Origin of the sequence: Mesorhizobium sp. CA4, assembly GCF_020165075.1 — a bacterium.
Classification (GTDB): domain Bacteria; phylum Pseudomonadota; class Alphaproteobacteria; order Rhizobiales; family Rhizobiaceae; genus Mesorhizobium.
This window is the reverse complement of the sequence record NZ_JAIUHK010000025.1, coordinates 1-20437: the sequence shown is the minus strand read 5'-3', so window position 1 is coordinate 20437 and position 20437 is coordinate 1. Positions and strand designations below refer to the sequence as shown.

Sequence of the window (20437 nt, the reverse complement as noted above, 5' to 3'; positions counted from 1 at the left end):
TAGGCTCGGCGGCTCCGCCGTAGCCTTCCGCCCCGATTGCATAGAACCGGCTTGGCCCACGCGATTGTTCATTACGGCCAGGGGCGGAATCACCTAAGAAAGCCGGATATTTCCCTGAGGATGCCCATGCCGCGCATTGCCTATGTCAACGGGCGCTATGTCGTCCATAGCCAAGCCAGCGTCCATATCGAGGACCGCGGCTATCAGTTCGCAGACGGCGTCTATGAGGTCTGCGAAGTGGCGCACGGCCACATCGTCGACGTGCCGCGCCATCTTGCTCGGCTCAAGCGCTCCCTGAAGGAACTGTCGATCGCCTGGCCGGTCTCGGAAGGCGTCCTGCCGATGCTGCTGCGCGAGGTGGTCAATCGCAACGGCGTGGTCAACGGCCTTGTCTATGTGCAAGTGACGCGCGGCGTCGCCAGCCGCGAATTCGTCTTTCCGCCGGCAGGCACGAAGCCTTCCCTGGTCATAACCGCCAGGAAAGCCGATCCGGCCGCGAGTGCAAAGCGGGTGGAGAGCGGCATCAAGGTCATCACCGTTCCGGAGAACCGCTGGGACCGGGTCGACATCAAGAGCACGGGCCTCTTGCCCAATGTGCTCGCCAAGCAGAAGGCCAAGGAAGCGGGTGCCCAGGAAGCCTGGTTCGTCGACACCGACGGCAACGTCAAGGAAGGCGGCTCGTCAAACGCCTGGATCGTCACCCGCGACGGCGTCCTGGTGACACGGCCGGCCGAGCACGGCATTCTGCGCGGCATCACCCGCACGACGCTTTTCGATGTCGCCGCCAAGCTCGGCCTCAAGATCGAGGAGCGGGGTTTTTCGGTCGCCGAAGCCCAGGCAGCCAGAGAGGCGTTCATCAGTTCGGCGACGACAATTGCCATGCCGGTGGTCGAAATCGACGGCACGCCGATCGCAAATGGCCATCCCGGTTCTATGACACTTTCGTTGCGGCAGGCCTTTTTTGACATTGCGGAAAAAAGTCCAGCCTGATAACCGCACAACTGGAATGAACCTCAACTATCTCGTTCTGCTTGCCTTTGTATCGGCAAGAGGGGGTTTGCGCGCTTGACAGGTGCCGCGTAATTTGGCGCATTGGCAGCAAACCGAAGGGGATCGGCGAAAGACAAGAAAAATGGCGGAACGATCGCAAAACCTTCAGGACCTGTTCCTGAATTCAGTTCGCAAGAGCAAAAATCCACTTACCATCTTCCTCATCAACGGCGTGAAGCTGACCGGCGTCGTCACTTCGTTCGACAATTTTTGTGTGTTGTTGCGGCGTGACGGGCACTCCCAGCTCGTCTACAAGCACGCTATTTCCACGATCATGCCGAGCCAGCCGGTTCAGATGTTCGATGGCGAGGAAAGCCAGGGCGCCTGATTGGCACGTGAAAAAGACGCGGACCGCAGCGTTCGCGGAAAACAAGGACATCAACTCGGGCCGGAAGCCAAGGATCCGACCCGGGCCGTCGTTATTGTGCCGGTGCTTACCCGCCAACCGCGCGGCGACGATGAATCGAGCCGTCCGCGCCTGAGCCGTTCGGCGGATGCACGCCACGACGAAGCGGTCGGGCTTGCCAGCGCCATCGATCTCAACCCGGTTCACACCGCGGTGGTGACGGTTGCCGATCCGCGGCCGGCCACGCTGCTCGGCAGCGGCAAGGTGGCCGAGTTCGCGGATATCGTGAAGGAACGCAAGGCGGAGCTGGTCATCGTCGATCATCCGCTGACGCCGGTGCAGCAGCGCAATCTCGAAAAGGAACTGAACGCCAAGGTGCTCGATCGCACCGGGCTCATCCTCGAGATCTTCGGCGAGCGGGCGCGCACCAAGGAAGGCACGCTGCAGGTCGAGCTTGCGCATCTCAACTACCAGAAGGGCCGGCTGGTGCGAAGCTGGACCCACCTCGAGCGGCAACGCGGCGGCGCCGGTTTCCTCGGCGGCCCCGGCGAAACCCAGATCGAATCCGACAGGCGCATCCTGCAGGACAAGATCACCAAGCTGAAGCACGAGCTGGAAACGGTGCGGCGCACGCGGGACCTGCACCGTGCCAAGCGCAAGAAGGTGCCTTTTCCGGTGGTGGCGATCGTCGGCTACACCAACGCCGGCAAGTCGACGCTGTTCAACCGGCTGACCGGGGCAGGGGTGCTGGCCGAGGACATGTTGTTTGCAACGCTCGATCCGACGTTGCGGCGCGTGCGGTTGCCGCACGGCACGCCGGTGATCCTGTCGGATACGGTTGGCTTCATTTCCGACCTGCCGACGCATCTTGTGGCCGCCTTCCGGGCGACGCTGGAAGAGGTCGTCGAAGCCGATCTGGTGCTGCATCTGCGCGACATCTCCGACCCGGACACCGCGGCCCAAGCTGAGGATGTCGAGCGCATCCTTGGCGATCTCGGCGTCGATGCCGCCGACGCGAACCGAGTGATCGAGGTCTGGAACAAGATCGACCTGCTCGACGAAGGCAATCGCGAGCGGCTGCTTGCCGAAGGAGCAAGCGGCAAGTCTCCACCGATCGCCATATCGGCGGTGACCGGCGAGGGCATAGACACGCTGAAAGCGCTCATTGAGGCGCGCGTGTCGGGCGAGCTGGAAACGATGACGGTGACATTGAGCCCGGCCCAGCTCGGCCAGGTCGACTGGCTCTACCGCAATGGCGATGTCGTTTCGCGCACCGACAATGAAGACGGCAGCGTCACCCTTTCGCTGACGGCCACGCACAGCGCCCGGCAGGAGATAGAGAACCGCCTGCAACGCAGGAGCCGTAGCTAACCGGCTGATTAATTGGTGCCTTTGGCCTGCTGCCAGAGTGCTTCCATCTCGTCGAGCGTTGCCTTCTCCAGCGAACTGCCCGAAGCCGCCAAAGCCTGCTCGACATAGTGGAAGCGCGAGCGGAACTTTTCATTGGTGCCGCTGAGCGCCGCTTCCGCATCGAGCTTGAGGTGGCGGCCGAGATTGACGACGGCAAACAACATGTCGCCGAATTCGTCCTTGATTGGAGCCGCGTCGCCCGTGGCCAGCGCCTCGCGCAATTCGCCGATCTCTTCCTCTATTTTGTCGAGGATGGGTGCCGCTTCGCTCCAGTCGAAGCCGACACGTGCAGCCTTTTCCTGTAGTTTCAGCGCACGTGTCAGGGCAGGGAGCGCCACCGGAACGCTGTCGAGATAGCCCTTGCCGTGATCTTCCGGATCGAGCCCGCGCGCGATGCGGGCGTCGCGCTTCTCGGCCTTTTCGGCCGCCTTGATCTTCTCCCACATGCCCTTGGCCATGCCGGCGCTGCGCGCCTTCTCGTCGCCGAAGACGTGGGGATGGCGGCGGATCATCTTGGTGGTGATGGCTTCGACGACATCGCCGAAAGCGAACTCGCCGATCTCCTCAGCCATCTGCGCATGGTAGACGACCTGCAGCAGCAGATCGCCCAGCTCCTCGCGCAGATCGTCGAAGTCGCCGCGCGCGATTGCATCGGCCACTTCATAGGCCTCCTCGATCGTATAGGGTGCGATGGTCGAGAAATTCTGCTCGATGTCCCAGGGGCAGCCGGTCTTCGGCGCCCTGAGCGCCGCCATGATCTGGATCAGCCGTGAAATGTCTTTCGAGGGTTTCATCCTGCAAACCCTAGCGCGCAGCGCGGCGGGCGACCAATCCCGCCGGCCGGCAAAAGCCTATTGTCCACAGCTGAGCGGGCTCTCAGTCGAGCACCGAGACGATCGCCTTGGCAAGATCGTCCATGCCGTCCTCCGGCAGGCCGGCCACGTTGATGCGGCTGTCGCCGACCATATAGACGGCATGCTCGGTCCGCAGGCGTTCGACCTGCGCCTCGGTCAGCCCAAGCCTCGAAAACATGCCGCGATGGCTGGCGACGAAATCGAAGCGGTCGGAGTTGGACTGCCGGCGCAACGCCTCGGCGAAGGCGACGCGCAGCCTGAGCATGCGCAGCCGCATCTCCTCGAGCTCCGTCTCCCAGTCCTTTTTCAGGCCGACGTCTTCCAGCACCATGCGCACCGCCGCCGCACCGTGATCCGGCGGCATCGAATAAAGCGCACGCGCCGCCGCCAGCATCTGGCTCATCGCCACATCAGCCTGGCTGCCGTCCTTGGCCATGATCATCGCCGCGCCCACGCGGTCGCGATAGACGGCAAAATTCTTCGAGCAGCTCGAGGCGACAACCATCTCCGGCACCTTGTCGGCCAGCAGCCGCAGGCCGGCGGCATCGGCGTCGAGGCCCTCGCCAAAGCCCTGATAGGCGATGTCGATGAAAGGCATGAGGCCGCGATCCAGCAGGACATCGGCGACCTTGGCCCACTGCGCGATATCGAGGTTGGCGCCGGTCGGGTTGTGGCAGCAGCCATGCAGCAGCACGACATCGCCGCTGTTGGCGGTCTTGAGCGCCGCCAGCATCTCGTCGAAGCGGACCGCGCCCGATGCGGCATCGAAATAGGGATAGTCGCGAACCTGCAAACCGGCGGCGCGCATCACCGGCAGATGGTTCGGCCAGGTCGGGTCGGACAGCCAAACCGTCGCGCCGGGCCGCGTGCGCTGCAGAAGCTCGGCCACCAGCCTGAGCGCGCCGGAGCCGCCGGGCGCCTGCGCCGCGCGGAGGCGCCAAGGGTCGGCCTTCTCGCCGAAGGCGAGCTTGATCATGGCTGCGTTGAAGCCGGTGTCGCCGGCAAGGCCGAGATAGGTCTTGGTGTCCTGGCTCGCCAGCAGCCGCTTCTCGGCCTCGCGCACCGCGCGCATCACCAGCGTCCTGCCGTCGATATCCTTGTAGACGCCGACACCGAGGTCGACTTTGCCGGGCCGTGGATCGTTGCGATAAAGGCCGATCAGGGCAAGGATTTTGTCGGCGGGCGCGGGCTGCAGGGTCTCGAACATCGAAAAGGACTCCAATGGCGGCGGAGTGATACGCAAATCGATCCCGCCGCGCCAGCGGTTTCCGCGATGCCGGCAACACGAAAAGAAATGCCGGGCAGGGGATTAAAACCCCTACATGCTCCGTAAACAGCGCATGAAACGGTCGATGGCACGCTTCGATATCGTCGGGCAGTTGGGATCGCTGCGGCGCTATGCGCGCTCGCTGACGCGCGACAGCGCCGATGCCGAGGATCTCGTCCATGACGCACTGGTGCGCGCCTATGAGCGGCGCGCGACCTTCCGCTCGGGCGGCAATCTGCGCGCCTGGCTGCTTGCGATCGTGCACAACATCTTCATCGACCGCATGCGCTCGCGCCGCTCCGAGGCGGCGCGCATCGAACAGGCTGGCCTTGCCGCCGACCAGAGCGTGCCGGCCTTGCAGGACCATTCGGTGCGCCTGTCGCAGGTCCGGGAAGCGTTTCTTTCGCTGCCGGAGGAACAGCGCTCTGCGCTCCATCTCGTCGCCATCGAAGGGCTTTCCTATCAGCAGGCCGCCGAAGTCATCGGCGTGCCGCTCGGAACGCTGATGTCGCGCATCGGCCGCGCGCGTGCCGCTCTGCGTGAGCTGGAGGAGGGCGCGGCGCCGAAAACCAGGCCTCATCTCAGGATCGTGGGAGACGATCAATGACCGCCATTGTCGACCCCGTAACCGATGCCGATCTCGACGCCTATGTCGACGACCAGCTGGATGTCGCCCGCCGCATCGAGGTCGAGGCGCACCTCGCCGCGCGTCCGGAAGTGGCGGCGCGCGTGATGTCGGATCTGAGGACGCGCGACGAACTGCGTGTCGCGCTTGCCGGGCCGGTCGGCAGGGCGCGTCCGGCCACAACCGAAGCGGCGCGGCGGCTGGAAAGGGCGCTTGCCAGGGGACGTTTGCTTGTCGTGCTGCAGCGGGCGGCGGCCGCGGCCGTTCTGGTCGCGGCAGGCTGGCTGGCCAACGGTATTTTCGGGCCGATCGCCGTTACCAAGGTGATCGCTTCGACGCAGCCGCCGGCCTATGTCGAGGATGCGGTCCGAGCACACCGGACGACCTTGGTGCGCGAAACGATGCCGTCGCAGCAGGAAGCGCCGGGCTACAATGCCGACGAGATCCGCGCCGCCACGGCAATCGTCATGCCGTCGCTGCCCGACGACTGGAAGATCCGCGACGTCCAGGTCTATCCCTCGCAATTCGGGCCGAGCGTCGAGGTAGCGGTCGAGACCAAGGACCTCGGTCTTGTCTCGTTGTTCGCCATCAGGCCGGGCAGGTTCGATGTGGTGAAGCCGACGATCGCGCCCTCCGACGACATCTCAACCGCGTATTTCCAGATCGGCGAGGTCGCCTATGCGGTGGTCGGACGCGGCGACGCCGGCAGCCTCGACCGTGCCGCCGAGAAACTCGCCAGAACTCTCTACTGAAAACAAACCCTCTACCGAGAACCAAGGAGAAACCGAATGAACAGCCCCAATCTGGGATACCGAATGGGCACCGGCGTCCAGGCCGGAGCCGTCTATGACGAAGGCCTGCGCAAGCACATGCTGCGCGTCTACAATTATATGGGCCTCGGTCTCGTCGTTACCGGCCTCGTCGCCTTCTTCGTGGCCTCGACGCCGGCGCTTTATGTACCGATCTTCTCCAGCCCGCTGAAATGGGTGGTGATGCTGGCGCCGCTCGCCTTCGTCATGCTGTTCTCGTTCAGGATGCAGACCATGTCGGCCGCGAGCGCGCAGGCGATGTTCTGGGCCTTCTGCGCGGTCATGGGCCTGTCGCTCGCCTCGGTGTTCCTGGTCTTCACCTCGACCAGCATCGCGCGCACCTTCTTCATCGCCGCCACGATGTTCGGCGCCACCAGCCTCTACGGCTACACGACCAGGCGCGACCTGACGCAGTTCTCGTCCTTCCTGATCATGGGCTTGATCGGCGTGGTGATCGCCAGCCTGGTCAACCTGTTCCTCGGTTCGACTGCGCTGCAATTCGCCATCTCGGTGATCGGCATTGCCGTCTTCATCGGCCTCACCGCCTGGGACACGCAGACGATCAAGGAGCAGTATGCGGAGAATTTCGATGCGGAATCGCAGCAGAAACTCGCCGTCTTCGGCGCCTTCTCGCTCTATCTGAACTTCATCAACATCTTCCAGCTGCTCCTGAATTTCACCGGCGAGCGCGAATAAGCCGGACCGCAGCGGGCAACGCTACCGACCACGGCACGGCCGGAGGGAGACCTCCGGCCTTTTTTGTCGATCGCGCACCAAGGCGTCCACGACCAGGTGCGATCTGCCTGCCGCGCTTGAGTTCGCGCGGCCTTTTGCTAGCCTGCCGGCCACCAGCCAGCCGCGAGGACGCAATGGACCAGCTGACGCTTCACGCTGACGGCATTTCGGCGACCATCGTCGGGCAGGGGGCCGAACTGGTCTCGCTGCGCGATGGCGACGGCACCGAGCTTCTATGGCAGGCAGGTCCCGCGTGGCGCCGTCATTCGCCGGTCCTGTTCCCAATCGTCGGCAAGTTGAAAGGCGATCAGCTCCGACATCGCGGCCAAACCTATCCGATGACGCAGCATGGATTCGCGCGCGACAGGCGCTTTGCCTGGGCGGAGCAGGGGCCGACCTCCTGCACATTGTTCCTGACGGATGACCCCGGGACCCGGACGCACTATCCCTTCGCCTTCCGTCTCGCCATCAGCTACGAGCTGAAACCACGGCAACTCGGCGTGACCTTCGAGATCGCCAACACCGGCGACCAACCGCTGCCGGCCTCGATCGGCGCGCATCCGGCGTTCAATTGGCCGCTGTTGCCGGAACTGCCGAAGGAAGTCTATCGGCTGACCTTCGCCGACAATGAGCCGGCGCCGGTCCGCCGCCTGAAGGACGGTCTGCTGCTGCCGGACCTGCAACCGACGCCCATCGAGGGAAGGACGCTGCCGGTTTCCGAAAGACTGTTCGACGACGACGCCGTCATCCTCGACAAGCCGGCGAGCAAGAGCCTGCGCTACGCCGCCGGGCGCGGGCCGGCGATCGAGATGTCGTGGCAGGGATTCAATGAGCTGGGCATCTGGTCCAAGCCTGGCGGCGCGCCCTTCCTCTGCATAGAGCCCTGGCACGGCACCGCCAGTCCCATCGATTTCGACGGCGAGTTCGCCGACAAGCCGGGCGTCATGCTGATCGAACCGAGCGGCCGGCGCGTGCTGACGTACCGGATCGGCCTCACCCGGGAACCGTAGGGCATGGCATACGCCATCAAGACCGAGATCGAGGACCCGGCGGCGGAGACGTTCGTCTTCGCCGCCCAGAAAACCATGTACGGCGGCAAGCGCATCGCCGAAGGCGACGTCATCTACCTGGCCGCACGGTTGGCCTCGGGGTGGCGCCCGTCGAGCGCGCCGACCCGCATGGTAAAGGCGATGTCGAAAAGAGCCTCGCCAGCATTCAATGCGAAGTCTTCGATTGCCGCATGCCTGAAATCGAGGCAGCCCCAAGCCATCTCATCAGCCGATCGCGCCCGCGCCAATCGGATTGCCTTCTCCGAACGGTCGATGGCCAGAATGAAGCCGTCGCCGATGCGGCGAGCGACGTCGCGAGCGGCAACGCCGGGACCGCATCCGATCTCCAGGACGCGAAGTCCCGGCTTCAATGGAAGCGCTCCGACGAAGGCGGATATCCGATCTGAGATTCCGGCAGCCATGAAATAAATTATCCAATCTGGTCTGCGCCAGGAAAGCGAGACGGAAATGGCGGACAGGGCAGCGGCCAGAACATTGATGCCGGACAATGTATCCCCAGGCGTCGGCCGCGTTCGGGTCGGCCAGACTCAAGGACTATTGCCGTTCCAGGAAGTCGACCATAAACGACGCAGCTTGGTTGGCATGCGTTTCCAGCAGGAAATGAGGCCCGTCGAGAATGTGTGCTTCCATCCTCGGCAGGGCCTGCATCCATGACAGCGTCTCTGCCAGGTCGAAGAACGTGTCGTGCCGGCCCCACAGCATCAGGGCGCGGGGCTGCCTGCGCCGCAGATAGTCGGCAATCGCGTCGAAGCGAGCGACGTAATTGCCATAGTCCGCAACGAGCGCATGCTGCGTCTCCATGCCTCCGGGGCGCTGCATCACGCGCCAGTCTTCCTCCCAGTTCTCGTGCGGAATTTGCGCGACGACATCGTCGGGAACACCTGTCACATATTGGTCGCGCGTGCCCTCGAAGGTCAGATGCGCGGTGGCTTTCGCTTCATTGTCGGGATTCGGATTGACCCAAAAGTCCTGCGTCGCCTTCCATGATGGCCCCATTCCGCTCCGATGGGCGTTGGCGTTTTGGATGATCAAGCCCAATACCGCATCGGGAGCCTGCATGGCTATCCGCAGCCCGACCGGCGCGCCAAAGTCATGAAGGTAGATGTAGCGCGGGCCGACCGAGAGATGGCTGAGCAACTCCGAGATCGCATCTGCAAAACCATCAAAGGACGGCTCGGGCAGAGCATCGGACATGCCGAACCCAGGCATGTCGGGAGCAACCACATAAGCCACCTTCGACAATGCGGGAATGACGTTGCGAAAGGTCCTGGAGGAACTCGGAAAACCGTGAAGAAGCAGAAGAGCCGGTTTGGAGGGCTCTCCAGCCGTGAGGAAAGACAATTCCGTGCCGCTTGCCAACTCAATCCGTGAACGCATGCAAAGGTCCTCAAACCGCTCACCAGGCCAACGCGAGGTTCGGCGGTTGAGTTCCGAACACTTTCCCGGCAACGAGGGACGACTTGTGCCAGCATCCGACGTGTTTGAAAGGAGGTGGTGGCATACGGATGCGCAACAGCTCTGTGCGGCTGGCGAGCAGGGCTGTGTAACACAAGGCGCTCGACATCTTCGTCGCACACCAGAAAGTCGCATAAGATAGATTATGGAACTAACTCGTCGGCCGCTCGGCTTCGAGATCGCAGCAGAAGGTTCGACAGACGAACTGCGGCAACAACTAAGCAGGCGTCGCTATCGTTCTGACTCGTAAAGGATTTCGACCACCATGCCGTCATAGGCCGGCACTACGTGTTCCGGCGTCTCGGTCATCACGACGGCATAATCCAACGGCACATGCATATGCGTCAGCACGGCGTTCCTTGGCGCCAGCTTATCGATCCACTCCAATGCCTGGCCGAGCGACAGATGGCTGGGATGGGTGTTGTACTGCAGCGCATCGATCACCAACATATCGAGGTCGCGCAAACGTTCCATGGTCGCGTCCGGGAAGCCGCTGATATCAGGGCAATAGGCAAGCCCGCCGATGCGGAAGCCGAGCGAGATGATATCGCCATGGAACTGCGGCAGCGGCTCAAGGGTGAGGGCGCCCCCCTCGCCTTCGATCACGACCGGCCTCGCGTGATCGATGATGTGTGCCTCGACGATCGGCGGATAAGAGCTGCCGGGTGGCGTCTCGAAGCAATAGCCGAACGCCTGGCGCAACCGCAGCATGGTCGGCTCGTCGGCATGGATGTCGATCCGATGGCGTTGCTCGAGCACATAGCCGCGCAGATCGTCGATGCCGTGGATGTGGTCGGCATGCGGATGCGTGTAGACAACCGCGTCGATGCGCTTGACCGAGGCCAGCAGCATCTGCTCGCGGAAGTCCGGCCCGGTGTCGATGACGACCGTGGTGCGCGCGCCATTGGCGGCAATCCGCTCGACCAGGGCGGCCGTGCGCATGCGCCGGTTCCTCGGGTTCTTGGGGTCGCAATTGCCCCAGTCGCCGGTGATGCGCGGTGTGCCGGGCGATGAGCCGCAGCCAAGGACGGTAAAGCGCAGCCGGTCGCTCATGCCTCAGCCTGCAGCCGTGTCGGGACGCGGCATCTTGGTGAACAGCCTGAAGAAGTTCCCGGTGGTGATATCAGCGATTTCGGCCTCGCTGACGCCGATGGTCTCGGCAAGCACCTTCGCCGTATTCGCCACATAGGCCGGTTCGTTGCGTTTCCCGCGATGCGGGACCGGCGCAAGGTAAGGCGCGTCTGTCTCGACCAGCAGCCTGTCGCGCGGGACATCGGCGGCGATGGCGCGCAGCTCGGTGGAGTTCTTGAAGGTAAGGATGCCGGAGAAGGAGACATAGCCGCCCAGCGCCACGCCGACTTCAGCCAGCCTGCGTCCGGACGAAAAACAATGCAGGATGAAGGGAAAGGCGCCCTTCCCTGTTTCGTCCTCGAGGATCGTCGCCATGTCGTCGTCGGCATCGCGCGAATGGATGACCAGCGGCAGGCCGGTCTGGCGCGCGGCCGCGATATGGGTGCGAAAACCCTGCGCCTGCGCATCGCGCGGCGCCTTGTCGTAGTAGTAGTCCAGCCCGGCTTCGCCGATCGCCACCACCTTTGGATGGCCGGAGAGCCGGACCAGCTCGTCAGCGGTGACGTCGAGCTCCTCGGCCGCATTGTGCGGATGGGTGCCGACCGAGCAATAGACTTCATTGAAAGATTCAGCGATTTCAAGGATCTGCCGAAAACGCCTCACGCGTGTCGAGATCGTGACCATGCGGCCGATTCCGGCGGCGAGGGCGCGGGCGACGATAGCCGCCCGCTCCTCGGCGAAGTCCGGAAAATCGAGATGACAATGACTGTCGACCAGCATCAGGCGCTCTGCTCGACATAACGCGGAAACACGCCCTCCGGCGCCGGCAAGGCGGTGCCTGGCTCCAGCGCGTGGTCGGCATGGACGTGCTCGAAAGCGCGGCTCTCAGCCGGCACGGCCAGCAGGTCGAGCAGCTTCGCGGCCGATCCGGGAATGAACGGCTGGCAAAGCAGCGTCACGCGGCGCACCACCTCGGCCGTCGTCCAAAGCACCGTTTCCATGCGCTCCGGATTGGTTTTGCGCAGAGCCCATGGTTCCTGGGACGCGAAATAGCGGTCCGCCTCGGCAACCACGCCAAAAATCGCCGCCAGCGCCAGATGGATGCTCTGCTCCGCCATCGCCCGGCGCGAAACGGCCAGCGCTTCGACCGCCTGGTCGAGGATCGCCGTGTCGGCTTCGGTTAGTTCCCCGCGCTTCGGCACCGCGCCGCCGCAGTTCTTGGCAATCATCGACAGCGAGCGCTGCGCCAGATTGCCGAGGCCGTTGGCGAGGTCGGCATTCGTCCGGTTGACGATCGCTTCATGGCTGTAGTTGCCATCCTGGCCGAACGGCACCTCGCGCAGGAAGAAATAGCGCACCTGATCGACGCCGTAGTGCTCGACCATCGTGAACGGGTCGATGACGTTGCCGACCGACTTGGACATCTTCTCACCGCGGTTGAACAGGAAGCCGTGGCCGAAGACGCGCTTCGGCAGCGGGATTCCCGCCGACATCAGGAAGGCCGGCCAATAAACGGCGTGGAAGCGCACGATGTCCTTGCCGATGATGTGCGCGTCGGCTGGCCAAAAGCGCCATTTCCCATCATTTTCATTGGGATAGCCGATGCCGGTGATGTAATTTGTCAAGGCGTCGACCCACACATACATCACATGCTTTTCGTCGCCCGGCACCGGCACGCCCCAATTGAAAGTGGTGCGCGAGACCGACAGGTCCTTCAGCCCCGATTTGACAAAGCTCATCACCTCGTTGCGACGCTCGGCCGGGCCGATAAAATCGGGCTGGCTCTCGTAAAGCGCGATCAGTCTGTCCTGGTAGGCCGACAGCCGGAAGAAATAGCTTTCTTCCTCGACCCATTCGACAGGGGTTCCCTGCGGCCCGTAGCGCACATTGTCGGCGCGGACCTCGGTCTCCTCCTCGCCGTAATAGGCTTCGTCGCGCACCGAGTACCAGCCGGCATAGCCGCCCTTGTAGATGTCGCCATTAGCGGCCATCGCCTTCCAGATCGCCTGGGAGGACGCATAATGCCGCTCCTCGGTGGTGCGGATGAAATCGTCGTTGGACGCGTTGAGCGCGCTCGCCATGCGCCTGAACTCGGCCGAGTTGCGGTCGGCGAGCTCGCGCGCCGTGATGTCTTCCTTGCGCGCCGTCTGCAGCATCTTGATGCCGTGTTCGTCGGTGCCGGTCAGGAAGAAGACGTCCTTGCCGTCGAGGCGCTGGAAGCGGGCAAGCGCGTCGGTGGCGATCAGCTCATAGGCATGGCCGATATGCGGCTTGCCGTTCGGGTACGAGATCGCGGTCGTGATGTAGAATGTGTCGCGTGACATGAATGAACCGTCATGAATGTCTGAATGGAAGCCGTGGCGCTGGATATCCTATCGGCATGGCTATTGCCATCCCGCTGCATGCCGCCGAAAAGTGGCCCCGGTTTTGGGGCAACGGCATGCACCAGAGAAGCCGTCACATTCGCATCGCAGAATTCAGGCGGTCGATCATGGTCAGGGCGTGCTGCTTCTTGTCGAGGTTGTAGGTCTCGGCCTCAGATATCGTGTTCAACGCCTCGTGCCAAGCCTCGGACAGCGTTTTGGCCCTGGCGAGATTGCCGGACAATGCCGCTTCGCTGGCGGCGGCCGATAGCAGATCGAGCGCGCGACGGTTGAAGATGTCGAACTGGATCGCCTGGTCGCGTCCCGCTACGGCCTCGGCAAGCCGGTGCGCGCCGGAAATATCCGGCTTCCGGGCCGTCACCAGCGTGTCGAGCGCTCCGGCGATTTCCAGCCCGCCATATTGAGTGAGCAGGATCGCGTTGCGGGCGCTGCCCCCTGCCCGCTCGGCGAGCGCCGCGCGCGCGGCCGGATCGTCCGGCGGCGGCGGCTCGACATTTTCCAGCACCGCCATCAGCTCGTCGGCGGCCAAAGGCGCCAGCCGCACCATCTGGCAGCGCGAGCGGATCGTCGGCAACAGGCTGCCCGGCGCATGCACCACCAGAATGAACAAGGTGCGCGCCGGCGGCTCTTCGAGATTCTTGAGCAAGGCATTGGCGGCGTTGGTGTTCATGTCGTCGGCCGGATCGACGATGACGACGCGGTAGCTGCCGTCATGCGAGGTCATCGACAGAAAGCGGCTGACCTTGCGGATCTCATCGACGGTCAGCACCGTCTTGAAGCTCTTGGTCTTCTCGTTGGCCGGACGGGTGAGATGCAGCACTGAAGGGTGCGCGCCGGTGGCGATCTGGCGAAACAGCGACGAGGCGGGATCGGGAACGGCAAGCGTGTCGGGCGCCGTCTTGAAATCCGGATATCTCAACAGATGGTGCGCCATGTGGAACGCCAGCGTCGCCTTGCCGATGCCCTGCGGCCCGGTGAAAATCAGCGCATGCGGCAGCTTGCCGGCGCGGTAGGCGCTTGCAAGCATCCCTGCCGCCGTCGCGTGGCCGATCAGCCGCGGCGTTTCGGCGGGCTCGGGCACACCGTCCAGCGTGTCGTGCTGTTCGGGGGCGATGCGTTCGAAGATCATGCCGACGCCGTCTCAATCCTTTGCGCCGGCATCCGCTCTTCCAGCGCCGCGAAGACGACGGAGGTGACGACATTCTCCACCGTATCGGGATCGGCGGAGGCGTCGATGACGACGCAGCGCTCCGGTTCGGCCGCGGCGATGGCCAGGAAAGCCTCGCGCCGCCGCCGGTGGATGGCCAAAGTCTCCTTCTCGAAGCGATCGGCGGCGTCACCGGCGCCGCGCCGTGCGGCGGCCCGCTTCAGGCCTTCAGCGGGATCGATGTCGAAGATCAGCGTCATGTCGGGCATCATGCCGTTGATGGCCACCGCCTCCAGCGCCTTCATGAAATCGGCATCGAGCCCGCCGGTGACGCCCTGGTAGACGCGAGAGGAATCGATGAAGCGGTCGCACAGCACGATCGAGCCGCGCTCGACCGCCGGCCGGATGACCTGCTCGACATGGTCGGAGCGCGCGGCGGCGAACAGGATCGCCTCCATCTTCGGGCCGAACGGTTCGGCCGCCCCGGACAGAAGCACATGCCTTACGGCCTCGGCACCGGGCGATCCGCCCGGCTCGCGGCTGACCAGGACCTCGTATTTCTTGGCGCGCATGCGCCGCGCCAGCCGCTCGATCTGCGTCGACTTGCCTGCTCCTTCGCCGCCCTCGAAGGTGATGAAAAATCCGCTCGCCAATCGAGATTGCCTTTGCTCGCGCTGGCCGCTGTCATAGCTCCCGTCCGACAAAAGGTCCACGAACTTGCCCGTTCACAAATGTTTCTGACGCAGCCAGCCGACAGCGAGTTCCTTGGCCGCGTCGAGCGCACGCTGCGGCAGCGTGCCCACTTTCACCGACTCGGCGGCATAGAGCGGCGTCTGCTGGCTCAGCGTCTCGCCTATCCAAACGCGCAATTCCCCGACCGGTTGCCCCTCCTCGACCGGTGCCGATACCGGACCCTGATAGACGATCCTGGCGGTCAGCTTGTCTCGGTTGGCTATCGGCAGAAAGATGTCCACGGGGCCTTTGGCTTTCAAGGCCAGGCCGGATTTGGCGCCGCCGAAAACCTGTGCTTCCCCGACCACCTCGTCCTTGGCGAAGATCTCGGTCTTCTGGAATGACCGCGAGCCCCACTCGAGCAGCTTGCGCGCTTCTTCGGAGCGTTCGCGGTCATTTGCCAGTCCGCTGAGAGCGGCAATCACGCGCGTGCCGTTGTGACTGACGGTGCCGACCAGGCCGAAACCCGCCTGCTCGCTGGCGCCTGCCACGAAGCCATCGGCCTCGATGCCCATGGCGATCAGCGGATTGCGGTTCCTCTGCGATATCTTGTTCCAGGTGAAGTCCGGCTGGCCGTAATAGTGGAAGAACTCCGGATAGTCGCGCCACAGATGCAGCGCCAGCATCGTCAGTTCCCGCACCGTCGTCTGCTGCCCGTCGGCCGGCAGACCGGTCGAATTGACGAAGGTCGATTTCGAGAGGCCGAGCTGGCGGGCGCGATCGGTCATCTGCGCGGCGAAATTCGCTTCCGAGCCCGCCATCCCCTCGGCGAGCACGATGCAGCCGTCATTGGCGGCCTGCACGGTGACACCCTGGATCAGATCCTCGACGCGAACCTCGGATTTGAGCTTGGCGAACATGGTCGAGGTTCCGGACGGCGCGCCGCCGGTGCGCCAGGCGTTTTCGCTGACGACAAAAGTGTCATCGAGCGTGATCCGCTTCGACTTGATGGCGTTGAAGACCATTTCCATCGTCATCAGCTTGGCCATCGAGGCGGGCGGGATCGGCTTGTCGGGGTCCTTGGCCAAGAGCACTGTGCCGGTGTCGGCATCGATCATGAACGCCTGCGTCGCCTTGGTCTCGAAAAGCTGTGCGCTTGCCGGGACGCAGCAAAGCAACATCAGCACCAATCCCAGAACGCTGGCGAAAGGCGGAAGAATGCGCAATTGCATGAAATGTCGACCCATCTGAGCAATACCGGAGGGGGTCGCCCCGGAATGCGCAAAGACTACCCCGCGGCCAAGCTATCAGGATTTTTTCAGCCGGATCAACGGGTAGCGTGAATTTGATTAGTTACGCACAACCAGCGCGTCCGGCGCGCCATGCGACCAAGCTGCCTGAAGCAGATCGTCGATGCTGCCATGGCCGTTCGGATAAACGTTGACCGCATACCAGTCATTGCCGTCGAATTCGGTGCGCTGGATCTCGGTCCGGCCGAACGGCTCCAGCGCGGCGGCGACGCGCTTTGCCTCCGCTGCTTTGTCGAAGGAACCGGCGGCGACATAGTCGGGCGCAAGCGCCTGTTCCTGGCGGTTCGATTTTCGCCACGACTGCAGGATATCGGCCGGCGACATGCCGCCGGTATCGAGCGCGGCAAAAACATCGGCGCGCTTTACCCGCTCATCCGCGTAGGACAGCGAAGCCATGGCGAAAGGCGAGTTCGCAGGAAGACCGAGATCCGGCCGTTCCGGCACGATCGGCCCGAAATCGGGCAGCGCGACATCGCTGGCGCTCTGCACCGGGAAGGCTGCCGGCTGCACGGTAGGCTGCTCCGATAGCCCCGGCTGCGCGTCAAAAGCTTGCCCCGAATTGGTCAGCTGGCCCGGGAACGGCACGGCGGCCGGCGACGCCCCCACCGGCACGCTCGGCGACGGGCCGTTCATGGCCACCATCACGCCGGTCGGCAGGCCGTCCGACGGATCCGGGCGGTTCTTGCCGGGGTGGTAGGAGGCCACCAGATACTGGTCGTCATCGCCGTCGAGCGGCGCGCGGCCGACATACTCCACTTTGACCCTGGCGGTGCCGACCTTGTCATAGTCGAGCATCTGCGCCGCGCGTTCGGAGACGTCGATGATGCGGCCTTCATGATAGGGGCCGCGATCGTTGACGCGCACGATCACCGAACTGCCGGTCTCTAGGTTGGTGACGCGGGCATAGCTCGGCAGCGGCATCGTCGGATGCGCCGCCGTCAGATGCGTCATGTCATAGACTTCGCCATTGGCGGTCAAACGGCCGTGGAAGGCATCGCCATACCACGAGGCTAGTCCTACCTTGGCGTAGTTCTTCTCTTCCTTGGGAAAGTACCACTTGCCGCGCACCTGGTAGGGCTTGCCAAGCTGGTCGCGGCCGCCGCCGCGCCGCATGAACTGGACACGCGGGCTCGCCTTCACCCCATATTCGGATTCGGCGAAATATTCCTTGGAGCGGGCCTTCTTGTAGACCATCCCCTTCGGTTCGGGTTGTGAGGCGCAGGCAGCCAAAAGCAGGCCCGAAAGGGCGCACAGGGCGAAAGCAGAAGCGCGACGAAGACGCGGGCGCGCCGGAGTCTGCATGTTTTCGATTGTCCCCTACCGTGCTGCCACTCGACGGAGCCAAGCGTCCGCCGATGCCAGCAACACCTTGATCCCCAATCCCTTTTGCACAGGAATTGTTTATCACGATGTTAATCGATTATGGCAGCAAAAGGGCGAGATTATGGCCGAGGTCATGGCGCGGGCGGTGCCACCGTGGCTCGGAAAGTCCGTGCTGTTCGGGAATGCCCTGCTGCCAACAGCGTCGGCCACAAGACCGACGGCAAATCCGAATAAGAGTAAGGTCGTCCGCTAATCCGCCCGCGCATCGGACGGCAGCTGCTGGGCCGTCGCATGAGATAGCATGCCACGCTTTGTCAGCACGGGTTTCCCGTAGGTTTCTTCATGATTGCCCCCCTGTCAAAGTATTAGAAGATTGAGATTGACTGGCTTTTGACGGCATTGTCAATGCATCGAATCGGCTAGCAGGACGAAGCGGGAAGCAACCTGATTTTGGCCAAGGTCGGGGCTTACCATGCATAAGTCGTACTGTACGTCGGCGCGATTGGGATGATCGCCGCCGTGCCGCTGTGGCCAGCTATACATCTATCCGGTGGCGTCGGTACTGTTGAGACTGCACATCCGGATCAGCTAACCTCCGCCAGCCTGATGCTCAAAGACACTCAGCGAGGTGCCGTTGCCGACCGCCTCTCCTTCCGAATAGGCAGCCAGTGTCCAAGCCAGATTTCCGGAGCTACCCGCTTCGATCACCTGAAGGGTCTTATTAGGCCCGGCATGTTGAACCCAAATGTCGTGCAGCGCCTCTATTGCCGCGCGCCCCCGCGCCGGAGGCCCATAGGGAGAATGCATTTCCGCGTTCTCGGTGAAGATAGCAGCACAGCCAGATGCATTCCCCGATCGGTACGCTGCGACATACACGTCCCAAAGCTCCTGCAGATCATCTCGGATCGGCATAGTTACCTCCTTCGCCGCCCGGATGTAGTTTAGTTAATACTAATACGATCAGCTAGATCGCCGTCTTTTCCTGCGGATTTCCCCCAGCCGTCCCGGTGCATGTCGTTTCCGCCGGCCCTGGCAACGTAGCCCGTCGGGTCACGCCGAATATTCTTCCAGACCTTTTGCCACGACAGTTGGAAGGTGCAGCCGCAGTGGTTGACGCGGCCCCGGCAGCCGCACTACAGGAATGAAGCGCGAACCGGCCGGGAATGCCTTCGGTGCCAACCGAATCGACCGGTCGCGATGACCTAAATGGTTGAAAAACCATAGCGGAGGGATGGCCGAGCGGTTTAAGGCACCGGTCTTGAAAACCGGCGTGGGCGCAAGTTCACCGTGGGTTCGAATCCCACTCCCTCCGCCATGCTGCCCACAAGCTGTGCTTCCAATCCCTATCCAAAGGCATCCCAGCCATTGGGTGGCGACGGGATGGAAGACAGTCGCGAAATCGCCGAGGCCGGAATGGCACACCGGATCGCCTGATCGACACCACGAAAGCAGCGCCGGCGCGGCGCGGCAGCCGACAGGCGGTAAAGCACCGTTTATTTGATTTCTCGGACAAAATATGCTGCTTCTCGCGCCCATGAAAAAGCTCTGCCTGATGGTTTTGGCGTCGTTGATGCTGGTCTTGCCGGCCAAGGCGATGGACAATGCGTTGCGCGCCGGCCTGATGAAACTCGATCCTGAGACCCGCCTTGAGCAGCGGTGTGACGCAGAGGTGCTCGACCGGATCAGCCACGACGATCATAACTACAAGGCCGACCGTGTCGTGGCCTACGCCTTCGCCACGCCGCAGATGAGCGCCGATGCCATAAAGAGCTCGGGCGCCGCCTTCCGTAGCAAGGGCCAATGGTACCGGCTGAAGTTCAAATGCCAGACCGCGCCGGACCACATGCAGGTGCTGCAGTTCCGCTACAGGATCGGCGACGAAATCCCGGAATCCGACTGGTCCAAATATAATCTCTACGACTAGTTTTCGGCCTTGCCCTTGCCGGCAAACACCCGAAATCTTTGACGGCTTGCGCCGGCGGCGTTGTTTTCCGGCGATGTCCAACCCTGCGTCTTGACGCCGGTGGACCATGCCTTTAGGCCCGTCGAGGTAAAGGGCCACATTCATTTCAGGCAAGGATTTCTAGTCGATGGAAATATTCACTGCCACAGGCCTTTCAGCTCTCCTCCAGGTCGTCGCAATCGATCTCGCCCTCGCCGGCGACAACGCAATCGTGATCGGCCTTGCGGCAGCCGGCCTTCCCGCGGATCAGCGCAAGCGCGCCATCCTTGTCGGCATCGCGGCAGCCACGGTTCTGCGCATCGTCTTTGCCCTGATCACGCAATGGCTGCTGAGCATCGGCCCCATGCTGCTCATCGCTGGCGGACTTCTGCTTCTGTGGGTGTGCTGGAAGATGTGGCGCGAGCTACGCGTGAGCCATGACGACGAGCGTGATGCCACCGAGGCGCTGTCGAACAGCGATTACAACAAGGATGGATCCGTCTCCGGCAAGGGCCCGCGAAAGACCTTCTCGCAGGCCGCCTGGCAGATCGTCATTGCCGACGTTTCCATGTCGCTCGACAACGTTCTGGCCGTTGCCGGCGCCGCCATGAAGCACCCCACGGTGCTGATCATCGGACTGGCCCTTTCGATCGCGCTGATGGGCTTTGCCGCATCCTTTGTCGCGCGCCTGCTGCACAAATACCGCTGGATCGCCTATGTCGGCCTGCTGATCATTCTCTACGTCGCGGTGAACATGCTTCTCGGCGGCGCCGTGCAGCAGTTTCCCGACCATTTTGCCTTCCTGGCGCCCTGGTTCGGGCCGGACGGCCACTGACGCTCTTTCGAGGCGAGCGGCTACCCCCATCGCCTCTTGTCTCGGTCACGGGCAGGTGTCGGTAGCTAATCAAGTTGTCCGGTTTGGTAGCACATCATTTGTCCGCTTCAGTTTGCGTCGAAGCGGTTCACG

Annotated in this window: 22 protein-coding genes and 1 tRNA gene; 11 read left to right on the top strand and 12 right to left on the bottom strand. The window is 63.1% G+C overall.

Annotation, left to right across the window (positions count from 1 at the left end; all coding sequences use genetic code 11):
* The first annotated feature begins 126 nt into the window (after window positions 1-126).
* The 3 genes from LB528_RS20050 (at window position 127) to hflX (ending at window position 2767) form a co-directional block, all read left to right on the top strand.
* Window positions 127-990 carry a D-amino-acid transaminase gene (locus tag LB528_RS20050; RefSeq protein ID WP_224509951.1) on the top strand — a complete coding sequence of 288 codons (864 nt, stop codon included), beginning with the start codon at window positions 127-129 and terminating at the stop codon, window positions 988-990.
* Window positions 991-1132: 142 nt separating this feature from the next.
* The gene (gene hfq / locus LB528_RS20045) at window positions 1133-1378 is read left to right on the top strand and encodes an RNA chaperone Hfq (RefSeq protein ID WP_006202172.1); all 246 of its coding nucleotides are present in this window, start codon (window positions 1133-1135) and stop codon (window positions 1376-1378) included.
* Entirely contained in the window at window positions 1379-2767 is a 1389-nt protein-coding gene (gene hflX / locus LB528_RS20040; protein ID WP_224509955.1) for a GTPase HflX, read from the top strand.
* A gap of 8 nt (window positions 2768-2775) precedes the next feature.
* Here the strand turns inward: hflX and mazG are convergent, their stop codons facing one another.
* Both mazG and LB528_RS20030 read right to left on the bottom strand, forming a co-directional pair.
* On the bottom strand, window positions 2776-3600 hold the full coding sequence (gene mazG / locus LB528_RS20035) for a nucleoside triphosphate pyrophosphohydrolase (protein WP_224716043.1): 825 nt from the start codon (window positions 3598-3600) through the stop codon (window positions 2776-2778).
* 82 nt (window positions 3601-3682) lie between these two features.
* Window positions 3683-4867 carry an aromatic amino acid transaminase gene (locus tag LB528_RS20030; protein ID WP_224716042.1) on the bottom strand — a complete coding sequence of 395 codons (1185 nt, stop codon included), beginning with the start codon at window positions 4865-4867 and terminating at the stop codon, window positions 3683-3685.
* A gap of 133 nt (window positions 4868-5000) precedes the next feature.
* Here LB528_RS20030 and LB528_RS20025 point away from each other — a divergent pair, with 133 nt between their 5' ends.
* The 4 genes from LB528_RS20025 (at window position 5001) to LB528_RS20010 (ending at window position 8106) form a co-directional block, all read left to right on the top strand.
* A complete protein-coding gene (locus LB528_RS20025) occupies window positions 5001-5534 on the top strand; it encodes a sigma-70 family RNA polymerase sigma factor (RefSeq protein ID WP_411962223.1) in 534 nt (177 codons plus the stop codon).
* Window positions 5531-6304, top strand: coding sequence for an anti-sigma factor family protein (locus LB528_RS20020; protein ID WP_224716040.1), 774 nt, complete (start codon window positions 5531-5533; stop codon window positions 6302-6304). The genes LB528_RS20025 and LB528_RS20020 overlap by 4 nt, the downstream gene beginning before the upstream one ends.
* A 36-nt stretch (window positions 6305-6340) precedes the next feature.
* The gene (locus LB528_RS20015) at window positions 6341-7057 is read left to right on the top strand and encodes a Bax inhibitor-1/YccA family protein (RefSeq protein WP_095765448.1); all 717 of its coding nucleotides are present in this window, start codon (window positions 6341-6343) and stop codon (window positions 7055-7057) included.
* Between the two features lie 173 nt (window positions 7058-7230).
* Window positions 7231-8106, top strand: coding sequence for an aldose 1-epimerase family protein (locus LB528_RS20010; RefSeq protein ID WP_224716039.1), 876 nt, complete (start codon window positions 7231-7233; stop codon window positions 8104-8106).
* 113 nt (window positions 8107-8219) lie between these two features.
* Here the strand turns inward: LB528_RS20010 and LB528_RS20005 are convergent, their stop codons facing one another.
* The 9 genes from LB528_RS20005 to LB528_RS19965 form a co-directional block, all read right to left on the bottom strand.
* The gene (locus LB528_RS20005) at window positions 8220-8567 is read right to left on the bottom strand and encodes a class I SAM-dependent methyltransferase (RefSeq protein ID WP_224716038.1); all 348 of its coding nucleotides are present in this window, start codon (window positions 8565-8567) and stop codon (window positions 8220-8222) included.
* Window positions 8568-8700: 133 nt separating this feature from the next.
* Entirely contained in the window at window positions 8701-9543 is an 843-nt protein-coding gene (locus LB528_RS20000; protein ID WP_224716037.1) for an alpha/beta fold hydrolase, read from the bottom strand.
* Window positions 9544-9852: 309 nt separating this feature from the next.
* Window positions 9853-10674: an MBL fold metallo-hydrolase gene (locus tag LB528_RS19995; protein WP_224716036.1), complete on the bottom strand. Its 822-nt coding sequence runs from the start codon at window positions 10672-10674 to the stop codon at window positions 9853-9855.
* A gap of 3 nt (window positions 10675-10677) precedes the next feature.
* The gene (locus tag LB528_RS19990) at window positions 10678-11472 is read right to left on the bottom strand and encodes a TatD family hydrolase (RefSeq protein ID WP_224716035.1); all 795 of its coding nucleotides are present in this window, start codon (window positions 11470-11472) and stop codon (window positions 10678-10680) included.
* Window positions 11472-13016: a methionine--tRNA ligase gene (metG, locus tag LB528_RS19985; protein WP_224716034.1), complete on the bottom strand. Its 1545-nt coding sequence runs from the start codon at window positions 13014-13016 to the stop codon at window positions 11472-11474. Before metG ends, LB528_RS19990 begins: the two co-directional genes overlap by 1 nt.
* Before the next feature lie 133 nt (window positions 13017-13149).
* Window positions 13150-14205, bottom strand: coding sequence for a DNA polymerase III subunit delta' (locus tag LB528_RS19980; protein ID WP_224716033.1), 1056 nt, complete (start codon window positions 14203-14205; stop codon window positions 13150-13152).
* Window positions 14202-14876, bottom strand: coding sequence for a dTMP kinase (tmk, locus tag LB528_RS19975; protein ID WP_224716032.1), 675 nt, complete (start codon window positions 14874-14876; stop codon window positions 14202-14204). The genes LB528_RS19980 and tmk overlap by 4 nt, the downstream gene beginning before the upstream one ends.
* Before the next feature lie 72 nt (window positions 14877-14948).
* Window positions 14949-16127, bottom strand: coding sequence for a D-alanyl-D-alanine carboxypeptidase family protein (locus LB528_RS19970; RefSeq protein ID WP_224716076.1), 1179 nt, complete (start codon window positions 16125-16127; stop codon window positions 14949-14951).
* 117 nt (window positions 16128-16244) lie between these two features.
* Window positions 16245-17507: a septal ring lytic transglycosylase RlpA family protein gene (locus LB528_RS19965; RefSeq protein ID WP_224716031.1), complete on the bottom strand. Its 1263-nt coding sequence runs from the start codon at window positions 17505-17507 to the stop codon at window positions 16245-16247.
* On the opposite strand from LB528_RS19965, the gene LB528_RS19960 reads away from it, so the two are divergent.
* Window positions 17506-17781, top strand: coding sequence for a hypothetical protein (locus LB528_RS19960; protein ID WP_224716030.1), 276 nt, complete (start codon window positions 17506-17508; stop codon window positions 17779-17781). The genes LB528_RS19965 and LB528_RS19960 overlap by 2 nt on opposite strands.
* 335 nt (window positions 17782-18116) lie before the next feature.
* Here the strand turns inward: LB528_RS19960 and LB528_RS19955 are convergent, their stop codons facing one another.
* Window positions 18117-18440, bottom strand: coding sequence for a YybH family protein (locus LB528_RS19955; protein WP_224716029.1), 324 nt, complete (start codon window positions 18438-18440; stop codon window positions 18117-18119).
* Window positions 18441-18753: 313 nt separating this feature from the next.
* Between LB528_RS19955 and LB528_RS19950 the strand changes: the two genes are divergently transcribed.
* The 3 genes from LB528_RS19950 to LB528_RS19940 all read left to right on the top strand — a co-directional run bounded on the left by LB528_RS19950 (window position 18754) and on the right by LB528_RS19940 (window position 20305).
* Window positions 18754-18843: transfer RNA gene (locus LB528_RS19950), tRNA-Ser, on the top strand.
* A 201-nt stretch (window positions 18844-19044) separates the two neighbouring features.
* Entirely contained in the window at window positions 19045-19452 is a 408-nt protein-coding gene (locus tag LB528_RS19945; protein ID WP_224509995.1) for a DUF930 domain-containing protein, read from the top strand.
* Between the two features lie 166 nt (window positions 19453-19618).
* Window positions 19619-20305: a TerC family protein gene (locus LB528_RS19940; protein ID WP_224509999.1), complete on the top strand. Its 687-nt coding sequence runs from the start codon at window positions 19619-19621 to the stop codon at window positions 20303-20305.
* The last annotated feature ends 132 nt before the right edge of the window (window positions 20306-20437 follow it).